This is a genomic window from Psychrobacter sp. TB15 (assembly GCF_000511655.1).
Taxonomy (GTDB): Bacteria; Pseudomonadota; Gammaproteobacteria; order Pseudomonadales; family Moraxellaceae; genus Psychrobacter; species Psychrobacter submarinus.
The window spans coordinates 133,279-151,511 of sequence record NZ_AYXN01000015.1; the positions used below are offsets into that span (position 1 = coordinate 133,279).

The following is an 18,233-nucleotide window of genomic DNA, read 5'->3' on the forward strand; positions in this document are numbered from 1 at the left end:
CGTAGTTTTGTAGTCAGCTATCATAAGTCTTTGACTCATTATTTATAAAACGATAAACCCTTAGCTTAACCACCAAAATTCTAGTCTCCGTCGGTGCTATTGAAACCAACACGTATGCCAAGCGTAGGAATCAGTTGGCGTTTGATGACTCGGGTAATCTCTGCCATCTGCTCAAGCAACTGCTGCTGATCGGCCTTGTCCGCTTGGGTTATGTCCTCAGGCATTTGCGCGAGCAAAGTCGTGGTCTGCGCCAAGGAAGTCGATAGATTATTACCGACGACGCTCTCTTTTTTACTATTCAAGATGGCGCTGAGTACCGGATCTGTCAGCGCTTTGTTTAAGGTTGCAAGCTTAGCATTAATGATCGCGCGGCTTTGCCCTGCTGTAGCTGCTGGCACGTGACCTTTGGCGGTACCTGTGAGGCCTAAGGGCTGATCAATAGCGCTCGACTTGGTGGTCTCAATCATGGATAGCAACGAGTTGAACCACTGATTGAGGCCTTGATCGCTATTGGCAGTTTTATCGATAGCGAGTAGCTGGACGGCATCACTACGCCAATTATTTTCGATCGCTGTTAGACGATCCGCCAAAGCGCTACTGGCACCAATGATATAAGCGCACTGCGCGGCATCTAAGCTATCATTGGCATACAAGACCTCCTCTAAACCCGGCACACCTTGGACAATAGCGCTTTCATCAGCGAGCTGCGCTTTGGTCAAATTTGGATTGGCCGCTATTAGCTCAGCGACGCCGTCATGCACCAGACCGCGCTCATCAGGATAATAGTTAATATATAGATTGCTCATGCTCTCAGTTGCGGGGCCAAAGTTAATCATCTCGGCACTGGCCCATGCTTGCGCTAATACGAGCCATTGATTGCGCAGCTCTTGTAGCTCAATACCACTGACAGGCGCTTGCTGGCAGTGTTTTTTCGCTAACTTATGCAAGCTTGCACTGTGTTGAGCGGCGTCCGCGTAAGCGGGAATGATCAGATCATCGGCGACATGAGTGAGGTAGGTTTCTTCGGTCTCCGCGCTAATCTCTACAGGGGTAATGTCAGCTGAAGCGCTAGCAGCTGCACCGGTTGTCTCTGTTGTCGCGCTATTTTCTTCGACCACTTTTGGGCGGTCGTTGTCAGTGGCGGGCTTGTCATCGGCGGGTTTGACGCAGCTGATAAGTATGCCTGCACTCAATGCCGATAATGCCATCACTAATAAAGGATTGGTGTTATTTTTCATATTTTTCTCGGTATATTTAGACTGTACTGACTATAACGACTTTAAAAAAGCGTTAAGCTCAGCTCGGCCTTGTTTATCAAGTTTTAGCACTGTTTGTTGTTGACTCTGCGCTTCGCCGCCATGCCAGAGCACCGCCTCCATCAGCGTGCGCGCCCGTCCATCATGCAAAAACGTCGCTTGCGGATCGACCGTTTGCGCAAGGCCTATGCCCCAGAGCGCAGGCGTGCGCCACTGATAGGAGTTGGCTAGGAACTCAACTTGCGCATCCTTTGGCGGCAATGCGCCGGCGATCGTCCGATCGGCAAGATCATCGCCCATGTCATGCAAGAGCAAATCGGTATAAGGATAAATCACTTGTCCATGCTGCTCAAGATGATCATCGTCCGTTTTTGGTAGCTCATATCTGGGCGTATGACAACTTTGACAGCCGATCTCATAAAAGCGTTTTTTACCCGCTAGTACTAGCTCACTATCAGCATCACGGCGATGCGGCACAGCTAAGTTGCGAGTATAAAACTCCACAAATCTGGCAACCTCATCGCTGACTTCGACAGGCGACTTGCCATCCCCTTGATCATCAGCGCCAGTGGTTGCGTTAAGACAAGCGGTTTGTAACGGCGTGCAAGACTCATTAGGACGAATCCTTGAGGTCAGCCCCATATCTTCATTAAAGGCGCTCTGATTTTGGGTTAAGAGCTTCGTTTGCCCCGCTTTCCAGCCAAAGCGGCCCAGTGCCGTTTTGCCCGTTTGTGGATCCATAACCCAATTAAAGGTACCGCGAATACCATCGTTATTTCTATCCTCACTATCGGCTTGTTTTTTGATATCGGCATCAGGGATTTGCTCAAGCAAGCCAAGCCCTATCATCGGCAAAGCTACCCTTGGTGAAACCATAAGCTCATCATCAAAATCACCGTAGCCTGGATGGGTCAATTCAAAAGTTGGCGCACGTAGCGTTTCGATATGACCATCAGCAAAGGTTACTGGTTTATCCGTCCAAGTCACGGTGACTTGCGCCTCAGCCGGCACGCCTTGAATACCGCGATCTTGCAGCTGACCGCCGTACATCGGATGCACAATTTTTTCGATTAAGGAGTTACCCAGCTGCTGGCGCTCTTCATCAGTTGTCGCTGGCATAGCGAGACGAATCAATAGGCTATCGGCATCATCTTCGCTAGTCATCGGCGCGTGACCACGGCCATCTTTGACATGGCAGGACTGACAAGCGGCGACGTTGAATAACGCGCCAAGACCATCGCGGCTATCGGTGCTAGCGGGCGCGACCACCCAAGGCTGCTTAAAAAAAGCATTCCCAATAAAAAAGTCGCCTTTACGCGAGGCCGTCAAGTTAGAAGACGGTTTTGAGTAGCTCTCGCTACTGGTAATGGTGATACCAGTGTCGCCGCCCTGCTTAATCTCTTGCGGATCAAAGGTCGCTAAAGTCTGCATCGGCACGCCTGCCAACTGCTCTATGGTTTGCGTGCGCTCGGCAGATAGCGCTGAGTCTGATATGGTCTCTTTTTCTGAAACAGTCTTTTCGTCCGAGATATTTTCTGCTGGCTGACAAGCTACTAAGGCCAGTACTGATAGGCTTAGCGTTATATTTAATACCTTATTGAATGGTGCAGACTTGAGCTTCACTAGTTTAGATACTGGTGTTGAGACTGATGAGATGACACTCATAAAGTGACCTTATTTCCTAATGGGTTATTCGTAGGAAGGGTTGTGGCATAAGATACTGAATACAAAACGCTTTTTAAGCAGGGGATATATCTAAATAAAAACACGTTGCCAAACTCAGTTGACAACGTGCCTGTTGTATCAACGCCTAGATAGCGCTACCAATAGCTTTATCATGACAGCAACCATGTCAGTATAGCAAAATCAAGCGCTTACCAAAATTGCTATTATCAATACATACTGACTTAGCAAATATGCTGCAGAGTTTTGATTCTAAGCTTTGATGCTAAGCTTTGATGCTAAGTTTTGACGCTAAAACTGCGAGCCTGCATCAGCATCTAGGTTATCAATACCGACCGCTTTGGCCGCACTCTCGATACCAGCGGTCAGCTCTTGTAAGCTATTGATACTATTTTCGATCCAACTGCGGCGCTTGTTTTGCTCTTCAGCGGTGATCCCGTGTTTGGTTGCTTGACCGACGGTCGCTATCATCTGATCGACTTTAATGCCTTCGTTTTCGCCTTTTTCAACGACCACATTAAAGGCATCTTCTACGCGTTTAAAGTCAGCAGTGAGCTTATCAGCTTCGGCCGTCTGACCTTTATCAACGAGATACTGCTTGACACCATAGCCGCCCACTGATTTACCATCGACGGTTTTATAAGTACCATTAAAGACATTTTGGATACCGCGCGCATTGTTAGCGTAGCTTAGATGAGTCAAGTCACTAAAGCACTCATGCTCATCTTCAGTCGAGCCGGTGACAAAGGCCACTTGCATACGCTCAGAGGCCAGCTCACCCAAGGCAAGGCTACCCATCTGATACATGATCTGACGCAGTGCATTATCACCGCGGCGCTCAAGTAAGTCACTACGTAAAGTATTTTCGCTCGCAGGCTGCCACTCGGCTTCCATCGCGCTCAAATCATCGACTAACAATTGAGTTGCCGCTTTTAGATACTCACCACGGCGCTCACATATACTCGCATCGGTATTAACCGTATCACCGCTAGTACATTCGCCCTCAGTAGTCAGATAGTCGCTAACAGGACGATTGCCTGCGCCTTCAGAGACGCCATTAGTATCTTGACCCCAAAGCAGAAACTCAATGGCATGATAGCCCGTCGTCACATTGGCCTCGCTACCGCCAATCTCGCTCATTTCAGCCAATAGATCAGGGCTAATTGCGCTGGTATCTTGTTGAATACTGCCGACTGCAATGCTATCGCTATTGATAATATTATCTTGGCTATTGTACTCGCCTTGATAATCATCGCTGACATAATCAATGAGCGCCTCATCAAGTGGCCAAGCATTGACTTGCCCTTCCCAGCCATCGACGCTAGCTATTTCACGCTCATCATTAGCGCTGACAAAACCCTCATCAAAGCGGAAGATTTCAGTCTGCGAATACGGCTGACGCGCTGCTTTATATGCCGCTTTTGCTGCCTCAAGATTCGCCTCAGTAGGCGCCTCGACATACGTGTTGACGGCATTTTGTAAATCTTTTGCGGTCTCAAGCGAGTCTTTATAAGCGGCGTGCGCCATATCTGCATAGCTGACTAGTAGCCTATCAATTCCCGCTTGCTCTGCTGCTGACCCTGCATTGGTAGTCTCAGTTTGCGTGGTTTGTGTCTCAGCTGCCACCCCGTCCTCATCGGTCTGCTTGGTACAGCCTGATAGCAGCAATAAACCCGCTAGAGCCGCTGCTAAAGTCGTGGGCAGGATTCTACGGTTCGGCGCGGTATTGATAGTAATGGGCATCCTTAGTAAGACCTTATATATAAAATAGTAGTGTTTACGAATTATATTGTTATTGATAACTATTATCAACTATAAATTAAGCCGATTTTAATTCACTTTTACGCAGCTTTTATATCAAATTTATGTCCGTTAGAAGTTTTTTTAAACAAAAAAAAGCCAGCGTAAGCTGACTTTTAATTATTGAGTAGACGATATAAACCAGTTATAACCTTATGTTATGGCTTAGTTGACACTCTGTGGAGAGTTGATAGTTAACTCAACACGGCGGTTTTGCTGACGGCCAGAATCTGTGTTGTTGTTAGCGACTGGACGCGATTCACCGTAAGCGACGACATTAATACGGTTAGAGGCTACACCGCGAGCGCTCAAATAGTTCGCTACTGAATAAGCGCGATCTCTTGACAGACCCATGTTATAAGAAGCAGCACCGCGACTATCAGTGTGACCAGCGATATTTACCGTTGTTTTATTATACTGATTCATAGTAGAAGCCAGCTTATCAAGCGTAGGCTTGAATGAAGGGCTTAAGGTCGCATCATCAAAACCGAAAGTAATATTACCTGGCATAACTAGATCAATGTCACCTGTCGTTGGGTTCTGCTCAACAGTAACGCCAGTGCCTGCCATTTGCTGCTCAAGCTGCTTGGCCTGACGCTCCATGTAATAGCCCACGCCTGCGCCTAGAGCTGCACCGATAGCAGCGTCGCGACCTGTCTTTTCGCCGCCTGTTGCTTTAGAGATTACCGCGCCGCCTGCTGCACCTGCTAGAGTACCTAAAGCAGTTTTATTTAGACGCTGCTGTCCGGTGTTTGGATCAGTAGTACAACCGCTTAAAGCTAGACCTGATGCTACTGCTGCAATCATAAGTTGGTTACGCATAATTATTTCCTCTCAAATTGAATGAATAGTTATAATGTATTATATAGTATCACTTAAAAATGTTGCTACTTTATTTTGATAATCAGTGACTTTTAATTAACGCTTGGTGACTAAAGATTTATAACAATCGCTTTTGACACCTTGAACGACTAATAACGACGACAAGCCCGTTCATACAGCTAAGTTTGTTGAAACGCTATACTCCTAGTTGATTATATTTTTACTTTATCCTTAAGCAAAAAATTATAGCGATTACAAAAATAGCTCACCGGTCATCTATGACAATCGTTACTATTATGACCAGACGACGCTATCTATGTGTAATATTTTGTCATACCTCTGTACAAAAACTGCATAAATTGTCTTTGATTGATGTCATTTATTACTAGGGTGTGTTGAATATTCGACCTTGGCACTGACAGAGACTATTTTTTAGGCGATTTGCAGATAAAAATGGTAAGTTTAGTCGTTCTAAGCGTCTATTTTTATCAATAAAGCGGCAAAAAATAGTCCTGTCCCTGTTGTTGTAGTTAGGGCTGATGCTAAAATCGCCCTAGTCGTTGTGACTGTTTAAATAAAATCAGCTAACTAATGCAATAAGCATTATCTGCAATTTTAACGACGACTAGAACACAGCTTTGATAAACTAGTAGCTATCAGCAGTGCGCATTTGTGAATGTTCAACACGCCCTATATAAACCGAGTTTCATTGAGTGGTCTAGTAGAATTATCTTCGTTTAGTTACTCTTGAATGATTAATGTAGCTAATATTAGTGCTAGCTGAGTTAATGAGACGATCGTTTCAGTATTATTATTTACGTTTACACTCGTACACTTAACTAAAAAACTGCTAAAATCGATGCTATTTTCAGTCGTTATCATTTGGTTTTAGTTATCATTATTCGCTAGATTTTGGTGATGACCACTCGGTAGGCGCTCCGTGATATCAGTAAGGATACTTTATGAAACTCGCCACATTTATGCAAAAACTCCATCAGCGTACACCAAAGCTTGGCAAAGCGGTTTCTTTGACCACTGCTACGGGCGTGATTACTGGTACTAGTATGGCAGCAGGCTTGCCAGTATGGTTGATGGGTGCGGCCAAAGTCATTACCGGCTCAAAAATAGCTGATAAAACGGTCATTAATGTGACCAATCGCTGGATTCATAGTAATAATGCGCTGATAGATAATATTTTACCTAATAAGGATTGGCGTATCAGCCTGCCTGAAGATATCAGCTCTGAGGGTAAGTATCTACTGATTAGCAATCATCAATCGTGGGTCGATACCAGTATTGTGCAGTACATTAGTGAAAACCGTTTGCCACTGACGCGCTTTTTTACCAAGTTTGAGCTTATCTACATCCCAGTTATTGGCCAGGCTTTTTATTTTTTGGACTTCCCGATGATGCGCCGCCATTCCAAAGAAGCCATTGCAAAAAACCCAGCACTCAAGGGTAAAGACATCGAAGAGGCCAAGCGTGCCTGCGCATTGTTAAAAAACAAACCCTTCACCCTACTCAATTATATCGAAGGTACCCGCTTTACTCCGGCGAAGCGCGATGCACAAAACGCCCCTTATACGCATCTGCTCAAACCGCGTGCAGGAGGGCTAGCGCTGGCTATCAATGCTTTAGGAGATGAGATTGATGGGATTTTGGATATGACTATTGTCTATCCCGATGGCATACCGACTTATAGTGATTTATGGAAAGGAAATATCAAGCGCTTAGGCGTGGAGGTACGCTACATTGACATACCCAAACAACTACTGATCGATATGCAAAGCAATGATTATCAAACCAATACTGCAATAAAAGAGCAGTTTTTTGCTTGGGTTGACAAGGCTTGGCAAGCAAAAGATCAGCGTATCACTGAGATGCTGGCTGATTTTGAAAAAAACTCTGAAAATGATACTGTGTCTGCCGCTTAAACTCAGCTAAACTCTTAACTTATGCTTTGTCTTGATTCGACTTCATATGATAGTACTCAGCTCAAACCACGCAAATTTTATACATCTACAACTTAACAAAAGGGATAACTGTGTCCGCACCTTATAGCGCTGCCAAGCCAACTATAGACCCAAAGCTATCCCCAGAGCATCCAAAGCCCAATCGCTTCAAGCTGACTTACGATATCATCATGATTATCGTCATCAGTATCGATCTGTTTTTGATTAGTCTTGATGCTATCTTGATGAGTAGCTTTAGTGGTAATGTCGCAGGGTGGCTGTCACTCACTGAAGCGCTGAGCTGGTACAGAGAAGTACTGCACGAGCCCCTGCGTACTCTAGGTGGTTTTTTTACGCTTTTTTTGATCTTTGAGCTGCTGGTGCGCTGGGCGATTGCTATCAAAGAAAACGTCTATTATCGTTGGTTTTTCTTCCCCTTTGTGCACTGGTATGAAGTGCTTGGTTGCTTCCCGCAATTGCGGGCGCTACGGCTGTTTCGAGTCGTGATTATCGGTCGTCGTCTCTATCAGCTTGGCTATCAAGTATTGCCTCAGCCTTGGTTGAATAGAATTAAATTTTATATCGACCTAGTACTAGAAGAGTTATCAGATCGAGTAATACTTACCGCTATCGATAACTATCGGCAACAGCTTACTAATCCGGTGACTCAAAAATCACTTATCAAATCAAGCTTAGGCGACAATCGTGATGACATTGAGGCCGTATTACTCGATTTGCTACGCTCTGAGCTAGTACCGCAGCTGCGCAAAATTAACAACTCATCCACGGGTGAGGATATTATCGCTCAAGAGTTGGGTCATGCTATCCAAGACGGCATTGCTAATACGCCTGAGCTGCATCGCTTGCTACGCTTGATTCCTATCGCAGGCGGTCTTATTGAGTCGCAACTGCAAAGCATCGCGCACAATATCGGCGTCAACACAGCGACTTCACTCAATGCACGGCTGCTTGATGACAAAAACTTAGACCCTCTTATGATAGCCATTGCTAAAGGAGTGGCACAGCTTGATATCGACCACCCTGCTCTAAATACCCTGATCGCAAAGATTATCAGTGACAGCTTAATTGCTTTTGAGGCGAAAGTAAAAATACAGCAATGGAAACATCAAGATATGCTAAGATTTTGATTGGTGCTTTTTTATTCATACCTTTCTTAATAACTTTATTATTACTTTTTTGAACAATGCTTTAAATAATAGTTTTTTTGTAGACATGAACGCTTTTATCAAAAGAAGAATAGGGTCTGTTAAAGCTGCTAATTTTTATGCCTAAAGGCTTGTTAATCTCTAGTCACCCTTAGTACACTGTCAGCTTATTATCATTGATAGTAAATGTCTGATAATCATCATAAACATCGTTTTATTCTGTTACTCTTACTCTGTAGTGTTTCAAGCTTAGTCTTTTAAGGATTTATATAATGACCATGACGGATACTGACCGCCAAACTGCTACTCCTGCTATGACTTTGTATGGCAAGATGCTAACGTTTTCGCGCTTACAACTGCATACTAACGACTTGAGCTTGATTGATGCACAACTGGCGACCACCCTTAGTAATAAGACCAGCAATATACCTGTCATTATTGATAGTAGCGTCGAGCAAGACTTGCCAGCTTTGGTTGAATTTCTGTGGTCATGGGGGCTACAGCCTATTGGCGCAGTCACTGGTATACTCGAAGAGCAAGCGCGCACGCAGCGTCTGGCTATTTTTCCTGCTGATGGCAAGCGTATTGAACGGATTTTACCTGTCAAAAAACCCATCACGCAGCCGGCAGCCGATAGCAGCGCTCAAGCTACTGACACCCCCAATAATAGCGCTAGCAATGCCGCAGATGCGTTAACGACTGACTCTCAAGCTAGTAGCGCTTCGGCAGCGACAGACTCCGAGTCTTGGCTACCTGCTGAACATATCACCAGTATGATTTATGATCAAATGCTACGCTCAGGTCAAAGCCTAAATCACGTTGGCGGCGACTTAATCTTGACCAATAGTATCAACAGCGGCGCCGAAGCGATTACGGATAATAGCTTGCACGTGTACGGCCGTGCCCAAGGGCGACTGGTGGCAGGTGCAACAGGCGACAAAGATGCTCGTATATTCTGCCAAGTATTCAATCCTTCGTTAGTTTCAGTCGCCGGTACTTATTGTCTACGCGACAACATACCGCAAGATATCATCGACAAATCAGTGCAAGTGCGTTTTGTAGAAGGTGAAGGCTTAGTATTTACGGTTATGGATGGTGCCTAATTCTTACTGTAGTCAATGTTTAGAAGAGAATGTTGACTCATAAGAAATATAACGGTAGTTTACCGTAACAAAACTACGCTATCATAGCTTTGATAATTCGCCATTATAGATAGATATTTTTATACGATATTGGTAAACATTGAATTAATATAGCTTAAAGGACAATAGCGGTAGCAACTGTAACTCTCTACCGATTTATGTTAGGGTTATGAGCGCAAACTGTAAATAAACCTTAAGCTTGAAAGCTTGCTGATGGTTCTGATAAATAAATATAAGTATTTAGCGAATTAAACCAGCATTTGACGAATTAAAACTTATTCAATAGCGATATCATTAGGGTCTAAAAGGGACTCTAGTTTTCATTCATTCATAGGAGTGTGCCACTGTGGCAAAGATTGTTGTAATCACTTCAGGCAAAGGCGGCGTCGGTAAAACCACGACTAGTGCCTCTTTTTCCGCCGGTTTAGCATTACGTGGCTATAAGACAGTGGTCATTGATTTCGATGTTGGCCTGCGTAACTTAGACTTAATCATGGGCTGTGAGAACCGTATTGTCTATGACTTCGTTGATGTCATTAACGGTAACGCCCGCTTGTCGCAGGCTTTAGTCAAAGACAAGCAGCTTGAGAACTTATATATATTGCCTGCTAGTCAGACCCGTGATAAAGATGCGCTTACTGATGAAGGCGTCGCTGAGGTTATGGCTGAGCTGTCCAAGCAGTTTGACTATATTATCTGTGACTCTCCTGCCGGTATCGAGCGCGGCGCCCAGCTAGCTATGTACCACGCTGATGAAGCTATCATCGTCACTAACCCTGAAATCTCATCTGTACGTGACTCTGATCGCATCATTGGTATATTGCAAAGTCGCACTAAGAAAATTGAAGAGAATCAAGGAAGCGTGCGCGAGCATCTGGTCATCAGTCGCTATAACGCTGAGCGCGCGGCGGCTAATGAGATGATGGACATTGACACTATCTCAAATGACATTCTAAAAGTGCCTTTGCTTGGCGTCATCCCTGAGAGTCATTCTGTACTTGAAGCCTCTAACCATGGTGAGCCGGTGATTCACTACACCGATTCGGTAGCCGGTCAATGTTATGATGATATTGTTGCGCGCTTCTTAGGAGAAGAGCGACCATTACGTCATATCGATGTGAAGAAAAAGAGTCTATTACAGCGCTGGTTTGGGGGTTAAGGATGAGTAAAAAGAAAGGATTTTGGAGCAGTTTATTTGGCACAGATGACAACCGCAGTGGCGGCAGTGCCAACATGGCAACCGAACGATTAAAAGTCATCGTTGCTAGTGAAAACCGCTTAAATAGTCGGCTGACTACAGACCGTATCGAAAAAATGAAACGTGAGATACTAGAAGTGGTCAATAAATACGTTAACGGCGTTCAGATCGATGATGTCAATATCAATCATCGCTCCGAAGATAGTCTCGATGTATTAGAGATGAATATTAATCTGCCTGAGCATAAGCGCTAATCTGGTTAGCTTGTACTATTATAAGCTTCCTAACTATAAGCGTTCTGTAAGTTAAGCGCTCTATAGATATTAGTAGCCCTAAAAAAAACCCCTAAATACTAAGCTCTAAGTATTTAGGGGTTTTTAGCGTTTTCTTCTCATCGACTTTTAGGCTTGTTACCCTTACGCTAAATTGACTAAATAAAATAAGTAATAGATTTAAAAGCTTATTGGCTAAGCGTGACGAGCTGATGCGCAATCTTGTCTAAATCTGGTACGATATAAGGCGTCTCTTCAATGACAATTGCTTGATACAAGTAAGAGGGGATTGACTCTTCGCTTACCTTATCATCATTTGCGCTTTTAGCTGTGGTGCTCTGTTTTATATACTCTTTAGGTAACTCGCTATCTTGAACCTCAGAGATACTGACTTCAATGCGGCGCAGCTCACCTTTAGTGAATAAAGCTAAGCGCTCCTCGGCCGTATTACCTTCCAATATCACCACTCTATCTGGCGCTTGCTCTGTCGCTAACAAACGAAATACCGCGACTGACTGCTGTTGCCAAGTATAAGTTGTAACAGACTCCTCGTTTTCAGCTACATCGCTATAATCCTGATTATAGTCTAGGCTATCTAGTATCAGTGAGCTTGGTACGATCCAGTCTGGTTGATTCACCGCTGGGATAATAGTCGCTTCAAGCATGCCGTTTGCGGCAGTCAATAGACTAACGGCTTCAAAGGAATGTTTCTTTATCTGACTCATACATCACTCACAGTAGATATAAAGGTTACTTAATAAGCAACTCAAGCCTTTGATAGCTCAAAAGCTTAACAAAGGCTTTAGTTTTCTTTGATTGTCATTACTAATTTTCAGTCGTTAATGCTGCAGATATAAGCTTTATGCTTATGCCTGTTGCTTGTCATCGATTTTTATATTTAGCAATGTTTGAATTTTTTCTAGTAGCTCGCTTTCTTGGAAAGGCTTACCCATATAATCATTGACGCCAGTCTTGAACGCACGCGTACGATGCTTATCCCCAGTACGCGAGGTAATCATGATAATCGGAATCTGCTGCAAACGCTGGTTATTACGGACTTGGGTCGCAACCTCAAAACCATCCATACGCGGCATCTCGATATCGAGCAATATTAGATCAGGCGTTGATTGTTGTAAGATCTCCATAGCATCGACTCCGTCTTTGGCGACTACGGCGTTTAGACCTTGACGCTCTAAGAAGCGAGAGGTTACCTTACGTACCGTCACGGAGTCATCGACTACTAAGATGGTTGGTTTGCGCTCTGCCGCTTCAAGATCAGCTTTTGGCTTAGCAGCTTGAGGCGCAGTCACCGTCTTAATGGTCGACTGACGTAATAGTGCAATGATATCTAATATCAGCATCACTGAGCCATCGCCCATAATAGTAGCGGCTGAGATACCATCTAAATGCGACAGCTGTTGGCCCATAGGCTTAACTACCACCTCGATACGGGAGCCTGCAATCTGATCGACTTGTAACGCTAAATTCTGACCTGAGCTATTTTTTACGATGATAACCGGTAGGCTTGTATTGGTGTTCATCATCAGCTCATTGAACTGACTACCCAATATTAGCTCATTGAGATAACGGACGCGGTAGTCTTTATCTTCAATCTGCATGGTTTCTTTGTTGGAATGATAATAGTCGTATAGCGCTTCTGGGTTAACCCGGACTACCCTCTCGATTTGAATCAGTGGAATAGCGTAATAATGATCCGCTGCTCGGACGACCAAGGCGTCAGAGACGGCTACTGTCAATGGTATGCGCATAGTGAAGCGTGTACCCACGCCGGTCTTGGAGCTGACAGAGACGGCTCCGCCTAACTGGCGAATTTCGCTTGCGACCACATCCATGCCGACCCCGCGGCCAGAGATTTGGGTGACTTGCTTTGAGGTCGTTACCCCAGCGTTAAAGACGTACTGCATGATCTCAACATCAGTATATTGATACTCGCTTGGGTTAATCAGGCCCTCTAAGACTGCTTTTTCGCGAACTTCATTGACGTCGATACCGCGGCCGTCATCGGTGAGATGAATGACCACTTCGCTACCTTCGCGTAAAACCTCTAAGGTAATATGGCCACTACGATCTTTACCTGTTGCTAGGCGCTCTTGTGAACTCTCAATCCCATGATCCACAGCGTTACGCAGCATGTGCTCCAAAGGCGAAGTAATGCGCTCTAGAATGGTTCTATCTAGCTCGTCATCTGCGGTAATAATCGTTAGATCTACCGACTTATTTAGCTCGTTTGCGGTTTGCCTGACGATAAGCTCTAAGCGCGGTTTGAGACGTAAGAACGGTACCATCCGCGAGTTCATTAGACCGTCTTGCAGCTCAGTTTGGGTACGAGATAGTTGCAGCAGCAAGTTTTCGTTATCTCGGGTTTTTTCGAGCAGTGTATTATTAATATCGATTAAATCTGAGGCGGACTCCGACAATGATTTTGATAACTGATTGAGTGAGGAGTACTGATCCATCTCTAGCGGGTCAAAATCCTCAGTCTGAATTAACTCTTCATCAATTTGCGATAGAATCTGTGCCTCAAGCTCAATCTCCATACGGCGTAGCTGATCAGCAAGACGCTGAACCGTAGAGCTCATCTCGCCGATACTGCCTGTCAGGCTGCTCATACCCATATCGATACGAGCGCGGTTGATGGCCGACTCCCCTGATAGGTTAATCATGTGCTCAACTAAGCTACCAGAGATTCGGATCATCTCATCACTGCTATCCATACTGCGCTCAGGCTCAGCGAAACTACCAGACATAGCCGGCATCTGACGGATATCTATGTCGCCGCGTATCGCGCTCTGTTTGTCTTGCACAGCCAATATCGCGCTAATCTCAGTCTGTAATGACTCAGCAGGTATATGCCTAGAGGACAGCGTGTCTTTGCTAAAGTCTTGCAACGCGCTAATCAGCGCCGTCGGCATAGCAGGATTAATATGATGTTTGAGGACAAATACCGCATCTTTTAGCCAATCATGACAGCTGATTAATAGCTCAGAGATAATTTTGGTCGCTGGACGACGCCCAATCGCTAACGATTCATAGACGCTTTCCATCTGATGGGCAAGATCAGCGATACCATTGGCCGCTACCATACGCGCGCCACCTTTGACGGTGTGCAAGTCGCGCTGCAGCGTCTGTACGGCTGCCACATCACTGGTATTGTTTAAAAATAATTGTAGATACTTTTGGCCATTTTCGACCAGCTCTTCTGCTTCTTCTAAGAAAACCTCCAAAATATCTGTATCGGGCAAGCCGTTTGACCAAGAGTTGGCTATCAACGCCTCTAAGCTAATAGTCTCAGCAGCATCGGTTGGCTCTATATGATCCTCGCTATCAGCTGTTGCCGTCTGCGCAGGATTCTTGAGAATTGGTAATTTTAGCGTAACGGTTTGCGGTAGTTCGCCTTGCTGCTCAAATTCATCTAGCTGCTCGATGAGATCACGCGTCCAAAACGACTGCTGATAACGCGCGACGTATTCAAGCTGCATTGACAAGGTATCTTGTATCATTTGCATGACACTGACCCATTGCAGCGTCGCTGTTACTTTTTCATTAGTAAAGGCTTCATAGATGCTTTCTGCAGCGTGAGTCAGATCACCAATACTACGAATACCCGCCATCCGTGCCCCACCTTTAATGGTATGCAAATGACGCTGCAATATTTTTAGCGTGCTGATATCAGCGACATCTTGACGCCACTGATTGAAAGTTTGGGCAATCGCGCTATCGAGCTCTTGCGCCTCTTCTAAGAAGATCTCTAACAGCTCGACATCGGTATTGACGGCCTCTAACTGTAACTCCTCTACTGAGATACTTTCGACAACAGGCTGCCCATCCATAGCCCCGCTTGCTACTGATAATAGCGCTTTACTCTCAGCGTCACTCTTGCTAGTAACGGCAAGCTCGCCGGCATGATGCTGACGGTGACTGCTTATAGCGGCTTGCAAATCATCGAGTATAGACTGATTCACTTTGAACGACATACGGCCCGCAAGCGAGTCAAATAAAGCCACCAAATGAGTATGCGCGGCCAATAATGCAGCTTGAATATGGCTATCATCACTCGCTTGCGGCGCATCAGTTAGATAGTGATAACTGTCAGCTAGCGCGGTTAGTATCGCTGTGAACTTCGGCGACTTGGCAGTACTATTTGCTAAGCGCGAGATCTGCTGTGCTATTTGCTCGATATAAGCCTTAAGCGGCTCTATACTGAGCTCATTGAACGCCTCTGATAACTGCCATTCTGCATCTAACAAAGTATCGATATCTAATGCTAATAGCTGCTCTATACTGAGCTCATTATCAGTTTGCGTGTTTGGTTCCTCCGAGCTATCTAGCATTGCTTGTAGCGACTCAACATCTTGCTTGCTTTGGCTAGTCGCTGTCGAAGAATGCTGCTGGATATTTCCTTCATAAGCATCGAGATAGCCTTTGATAAGCGCGACCGACTGTGCTAACGCTTCTATATGTTGAGCGCTAAGCGGGGTATCGTGCTTTTGCAAGTGTTCTAAGTTTTTTTCAATCGTTGCACTCACATCACTGATAGCGGCCAGCGCATTAGAACCCGATGCAGCGCGCAGGGTATGAAAAGCCCTGACAATCTCTTCACTCACTTGTACGGGCGGCTGATGCTGATGGGTACTAATAAAGTCATCAATTTGCTGTAATAATTCTTTGGCTTCTTCTACAAATATATCAAGGATTTCACGCTCCTCGCCGCTTTGCGGTGCTATAACGATAGGTTTTTCGGTCATCATATCGCTGATAGAGTGGATGTTTTTTAACATCGTCTCAGCGCTACTGACTGCATCAACAGCTGGCTTATCCTGTATACTCTCATCGTATATATCACTCACAACTATAGTACTATCTACCGGCGCAAGCTCATCAGTAGCCGTATTGTCTGTAGCTGTAGCACTCGTTGCCGACACGTCTTTAGCAGCTAGCGCACTATAACTAAACTCATCGCCCAACTGCTGACTATAAGCGTTTGCAGCAGCGACCCATAGGGGCACCATAGCTGGATAGTCCTGCTTGCCTTCCGCAAAGGTGTTAACAATCTCAGGATAAGCGGCTAAAACATCAGCCACCAACTGCTTCATATCGTCCGATGGCGTCAGACTCTTATCAAGCCATCGATTAAGCATAGACTCTAATGCCCAAGCAAGCTCAGCACTGTAGTTAGCACCTACCATACGGCCTGAGCCTTTTAGAGTATGAAAGCCGCGTCTAACATCAGTTAAGCTCGCGACATTTGTATCATCTAGCTGCCAATTGTCATAAAGCGGCACGATCTCTTCTAAGACCTCATAAGCCTCTTCTATGAATATCTCTTTGATGTCGGGGTCAGCGTCATCAGCGTCTGCAGGCATCTGCTTTGTTTGTTCGACAAAAGGAGCAAGTACAGCCGGTATCTGCGGCGCGGCGATATTATCAGACTCAGTGGTTACTGGTGGCTGAGCTTGCAATGGCAGCTGTGTTTCAGAAACGGACGCCTCTGTCACATTAGCTTCATCCCTCTCATCTTGTACTTCCATACCGTGAGATAACGGCAAGCCGGCAAGTAAGTTATGGCTTTGCAAAATAATCAAAGCAGGGTCGAATTGTGGCGGCTGAGCGGCGCTAAAGTTGGCAATCAAAGTCGGTAGCTCCTCTACCGCTTGTGCCACTAAGCTTACGACCTCATCGTTCACTGGCAAAGACTGGTCTAGTAGATGAATCAGTATATTTTCGATAGCATACGCTATCTCACTGATGCTAAAAGCGCCAATCATCCGCCCTGAGCCTTTGAGGGTATAAAAGTTATGATGTATCGCCTTTAATGGCGTCAAGTTATGGATATCTTGTTGCCAAACAGGCAATAAGCTCGTTAACTCTGCCAAACTCTCTGTGGCTTCCTCGATAAAGATCTGACGGATCTCTTCGTTCATATCAAAGACATCAGGCTGCACTTGCGCTTTCGCCGCTTGCCAAGCTGTCAAGGCGGCCGCATTATTGTCATCAAAGCGGGTTTTGTCAGCATCAACAAAGCTAGCATTTTTATCGTTATGCATCATTGTCATTTGCACGGACAACTTTTCAATCAGCGCGCGCGATGTGCCATCTAATGTAGCAAGCGTGCTCATATTAATATAAACCGTCACCAGCAGCTTATCGAGTAGATGAATAAAAGAGCGTTGGTCTAACTCTCTTACTGTTTTAGCGTCTATTTCTTGCTGAGTAGCAGTCTGCTGATAGCTCGTCTCAAGCAGCTGATCTAACCCTGATAATAAGAGCACGTAATCTTGTGGTAGAGGTTCTTGGTTATGCGCTAAATTCCGAAGCCAAAGCTCCGCTAAGTACCATAAGCGCTGCTGTTTACTAGCGCTCTCTTGAGATAGATCAACGCCTTGCCATAAGTAATGACAAGCTTTTGCAAGGGCTGTCAAGGATGCAGGATCGTTGCTGTTGGTATTTAATAGCTGCTGCACTCGCTGCCGCCATCCAGTCAATAACTGCTGATACTGCTTTGGCTTTAGAGGTTTTGTTGGCGAGTATTTAGGAGGATAGTCAGGCTCATTCGCCTTAGTCAGCAAAGAGCCAATCGACTTATAAAATTGGGTTATCTGCTCAGCAGTAGCATCCGTGCTGCTCTGCCAGCCATCAGACAGCTGTGATAATTGCTCTTTTGACAAAGGCAGCAATGATCCTAGCGCCGCGATATCATTAGGCTGGTTTTTCATAAGGTGGCCCCAAATCGTTTATATTGCGAGTCTTATCCAGTATTGACTGACTGACAGCGAAGCGGCCACAAAGACTCGTTGTCAGACTATAACTATAATGGCCAAAGCCGTTATAAAAATAGCGCGATGACGATAAGCTGTGGCTCATCTTCTACCTTCAGTAGTGGTCTAGATACCAAATGCCTGTATTGCCCTTTAAGGTCAAGGC

11 protein-coding genes are annotated in these 18,233 nt (G+C 45.2%); 5 read left to right on the top strand and 6 right to left on the bottom strand.

Annotated features, from left to right (window positions below; genetic code table 11):
• Positions 1-80 precede the first annotated feature (80 nt).
• The 4 genes from W234_RS0103410 to W234_RS0103425 all read right to left on the bottom strand — a co-directional run bounded on the left by W234_RS0103410 (position 81) and on the right by W234_RS0103425 (position 5,561).
• Positions 81-1,238: an imelysin family protein gene (locus tag W234_RS0103410; RefSeq protein ID WP_025644748.1), complete on the bottom strand. Its 1,158-nt coding sequence runs from the start codon at positions 1,236-1,238 to the stop codon at positions 81-83.
• Between the two features lie 30 nt (positions 1,239-1,268).
• On the bottom strand, positions 1,269-2,921 hold the full coding sequence (locus W234_RS0103415) for a di-heme oxidoredictase family protein (protein ID WP_025644750.1): 1,653 nt from the start codon (positions 2,919-2,921) through the stop codon (positions 1,269-1,271).
• Between the two features lie 309 nt (positions 2,922-3,230).
• Complete coding sequence (locus W234_RS0103420) at positions 3,231-4,682, bottom strand: imelysin family protein (RefSeq protein ID WP_156923942.1); 1,452 nt, start codon at positions 4,680-4,682, stop codon at positions 3,231-3,233.
• A 222-nt stretch (positions 4,683-4,904) separates the two neighbouring features.
• Positions 4,905-5,561 carry an OmpA family protein gene (locus W234_RS0103425; RefSeq protein ID WP_025644754.1) on the bottom strand — a complete coding sequence of 219 codons (657 nt, stop codon included), beginning with the start codon at positions 5,559-5,561 and terminating at the stop codon, positions 4,905-4,907.
• A 962-nt stretch (positions 5,562-6,523) separates the two neighbouring features.
• On the opposite strand from W234_RS0103425, the gene W234_RS0103430 reads away from it, so the two are divergent.
• The 5 genes from W234_RS0103430 (at position 6,524) to minE (ending at position 11,273) form a co-directional block, all read left to right on the top strand.
• A complete protein-coding gene (locus W234_RS0103430; RefSeq protein WP_025644756.1) occupies positions 6,524-7,495 on the top strand; it encodes an acyltransferase in 972 nt (323 codons plus the stop codon).
• 110 nt (positions 7,496-7,605) lie between these two features.
• On the top strand, positions 7,606-8,661 hold the full coding sequence (locus W234_RS0103435) for a hypothetical protein (protein WP_025644758.1): 1,056 nt from the start codon (positions 7,606-7,608) through the stop codon (positions 8,659-8,661).
• Positions 8,662-8,951: 290 nt separating this feature from the next.
• Complete coding sequence (gene minC / locus W234_RS0103440) at positions 8,952-9,782, top strand: septum site-determining protein MinC (protein WP_025644760.1); 831 nt, start codon at positions 8,952-8,954, stop codon at positions 9,780-9,782.
• A 385-nt stretch (positions 9,783-10,167) separates the two neighbouring features.
• Complete coding sequence (gene minD, locus W234_RS0103445) at positions 10,168-10,980, top strand: septum site-determining protein MinD (RefSeq protein WP_025644762.1); 813 nt, start codon at positions 10,168-10,170, stop codon at positions 10,978-10,980.
• Between the two features lie 2 nt (positions 10,981-10,982).
• Positions 10,983-11,273 carry a cell division topological specificity factor MinE gene (gene minE, locus W234_RS0103450; protein WP_025644764.1) on the top strand — a complete coding sequence of 97 codons (291 nt, stop codon included), beginning with the start codon at positions 10,983-10,985 and terminating at the stop codon, positions 11,271-11,273.
• Between the two features lie 206 nt (positions 11,274-11,479).
• Here minE and W234_RS0103455 read toward each other — a convergent pair whose 3' ends face one another.
• Both W234_RS0103455 and W234_RS0103460 read right to left on the bottom strand, forming a co-directional pair.
• Positions 11,480-12,016 carry a hypothetical protein gene (locus tag W234_RS0103455; RefSeq protein ID WP_025644766.1) on the bottom strand — a complete coding sequence of 179 codons (537 nt, stop codon included), beginning with the start codon at positions 12,014-12,016 and terminating at the stop codon, positions 11,480-11,482.
• A gap of 141 nt (positions 12,017-12,157) precedes the next feature.
• Positions 12,158-18,025 (bottom strand): Hpt domain-containing protein, encoded by a 5,868-nt coding sequence (locus W234_RS0103460; RefSeq protein WP_025644768.1) that lies wholly within the window; start codon positions 18,023-18,025, stop codon positions 12,158-12,160.
• Positions 18,026-18,233: the final 208 nt, after the last annotated feature.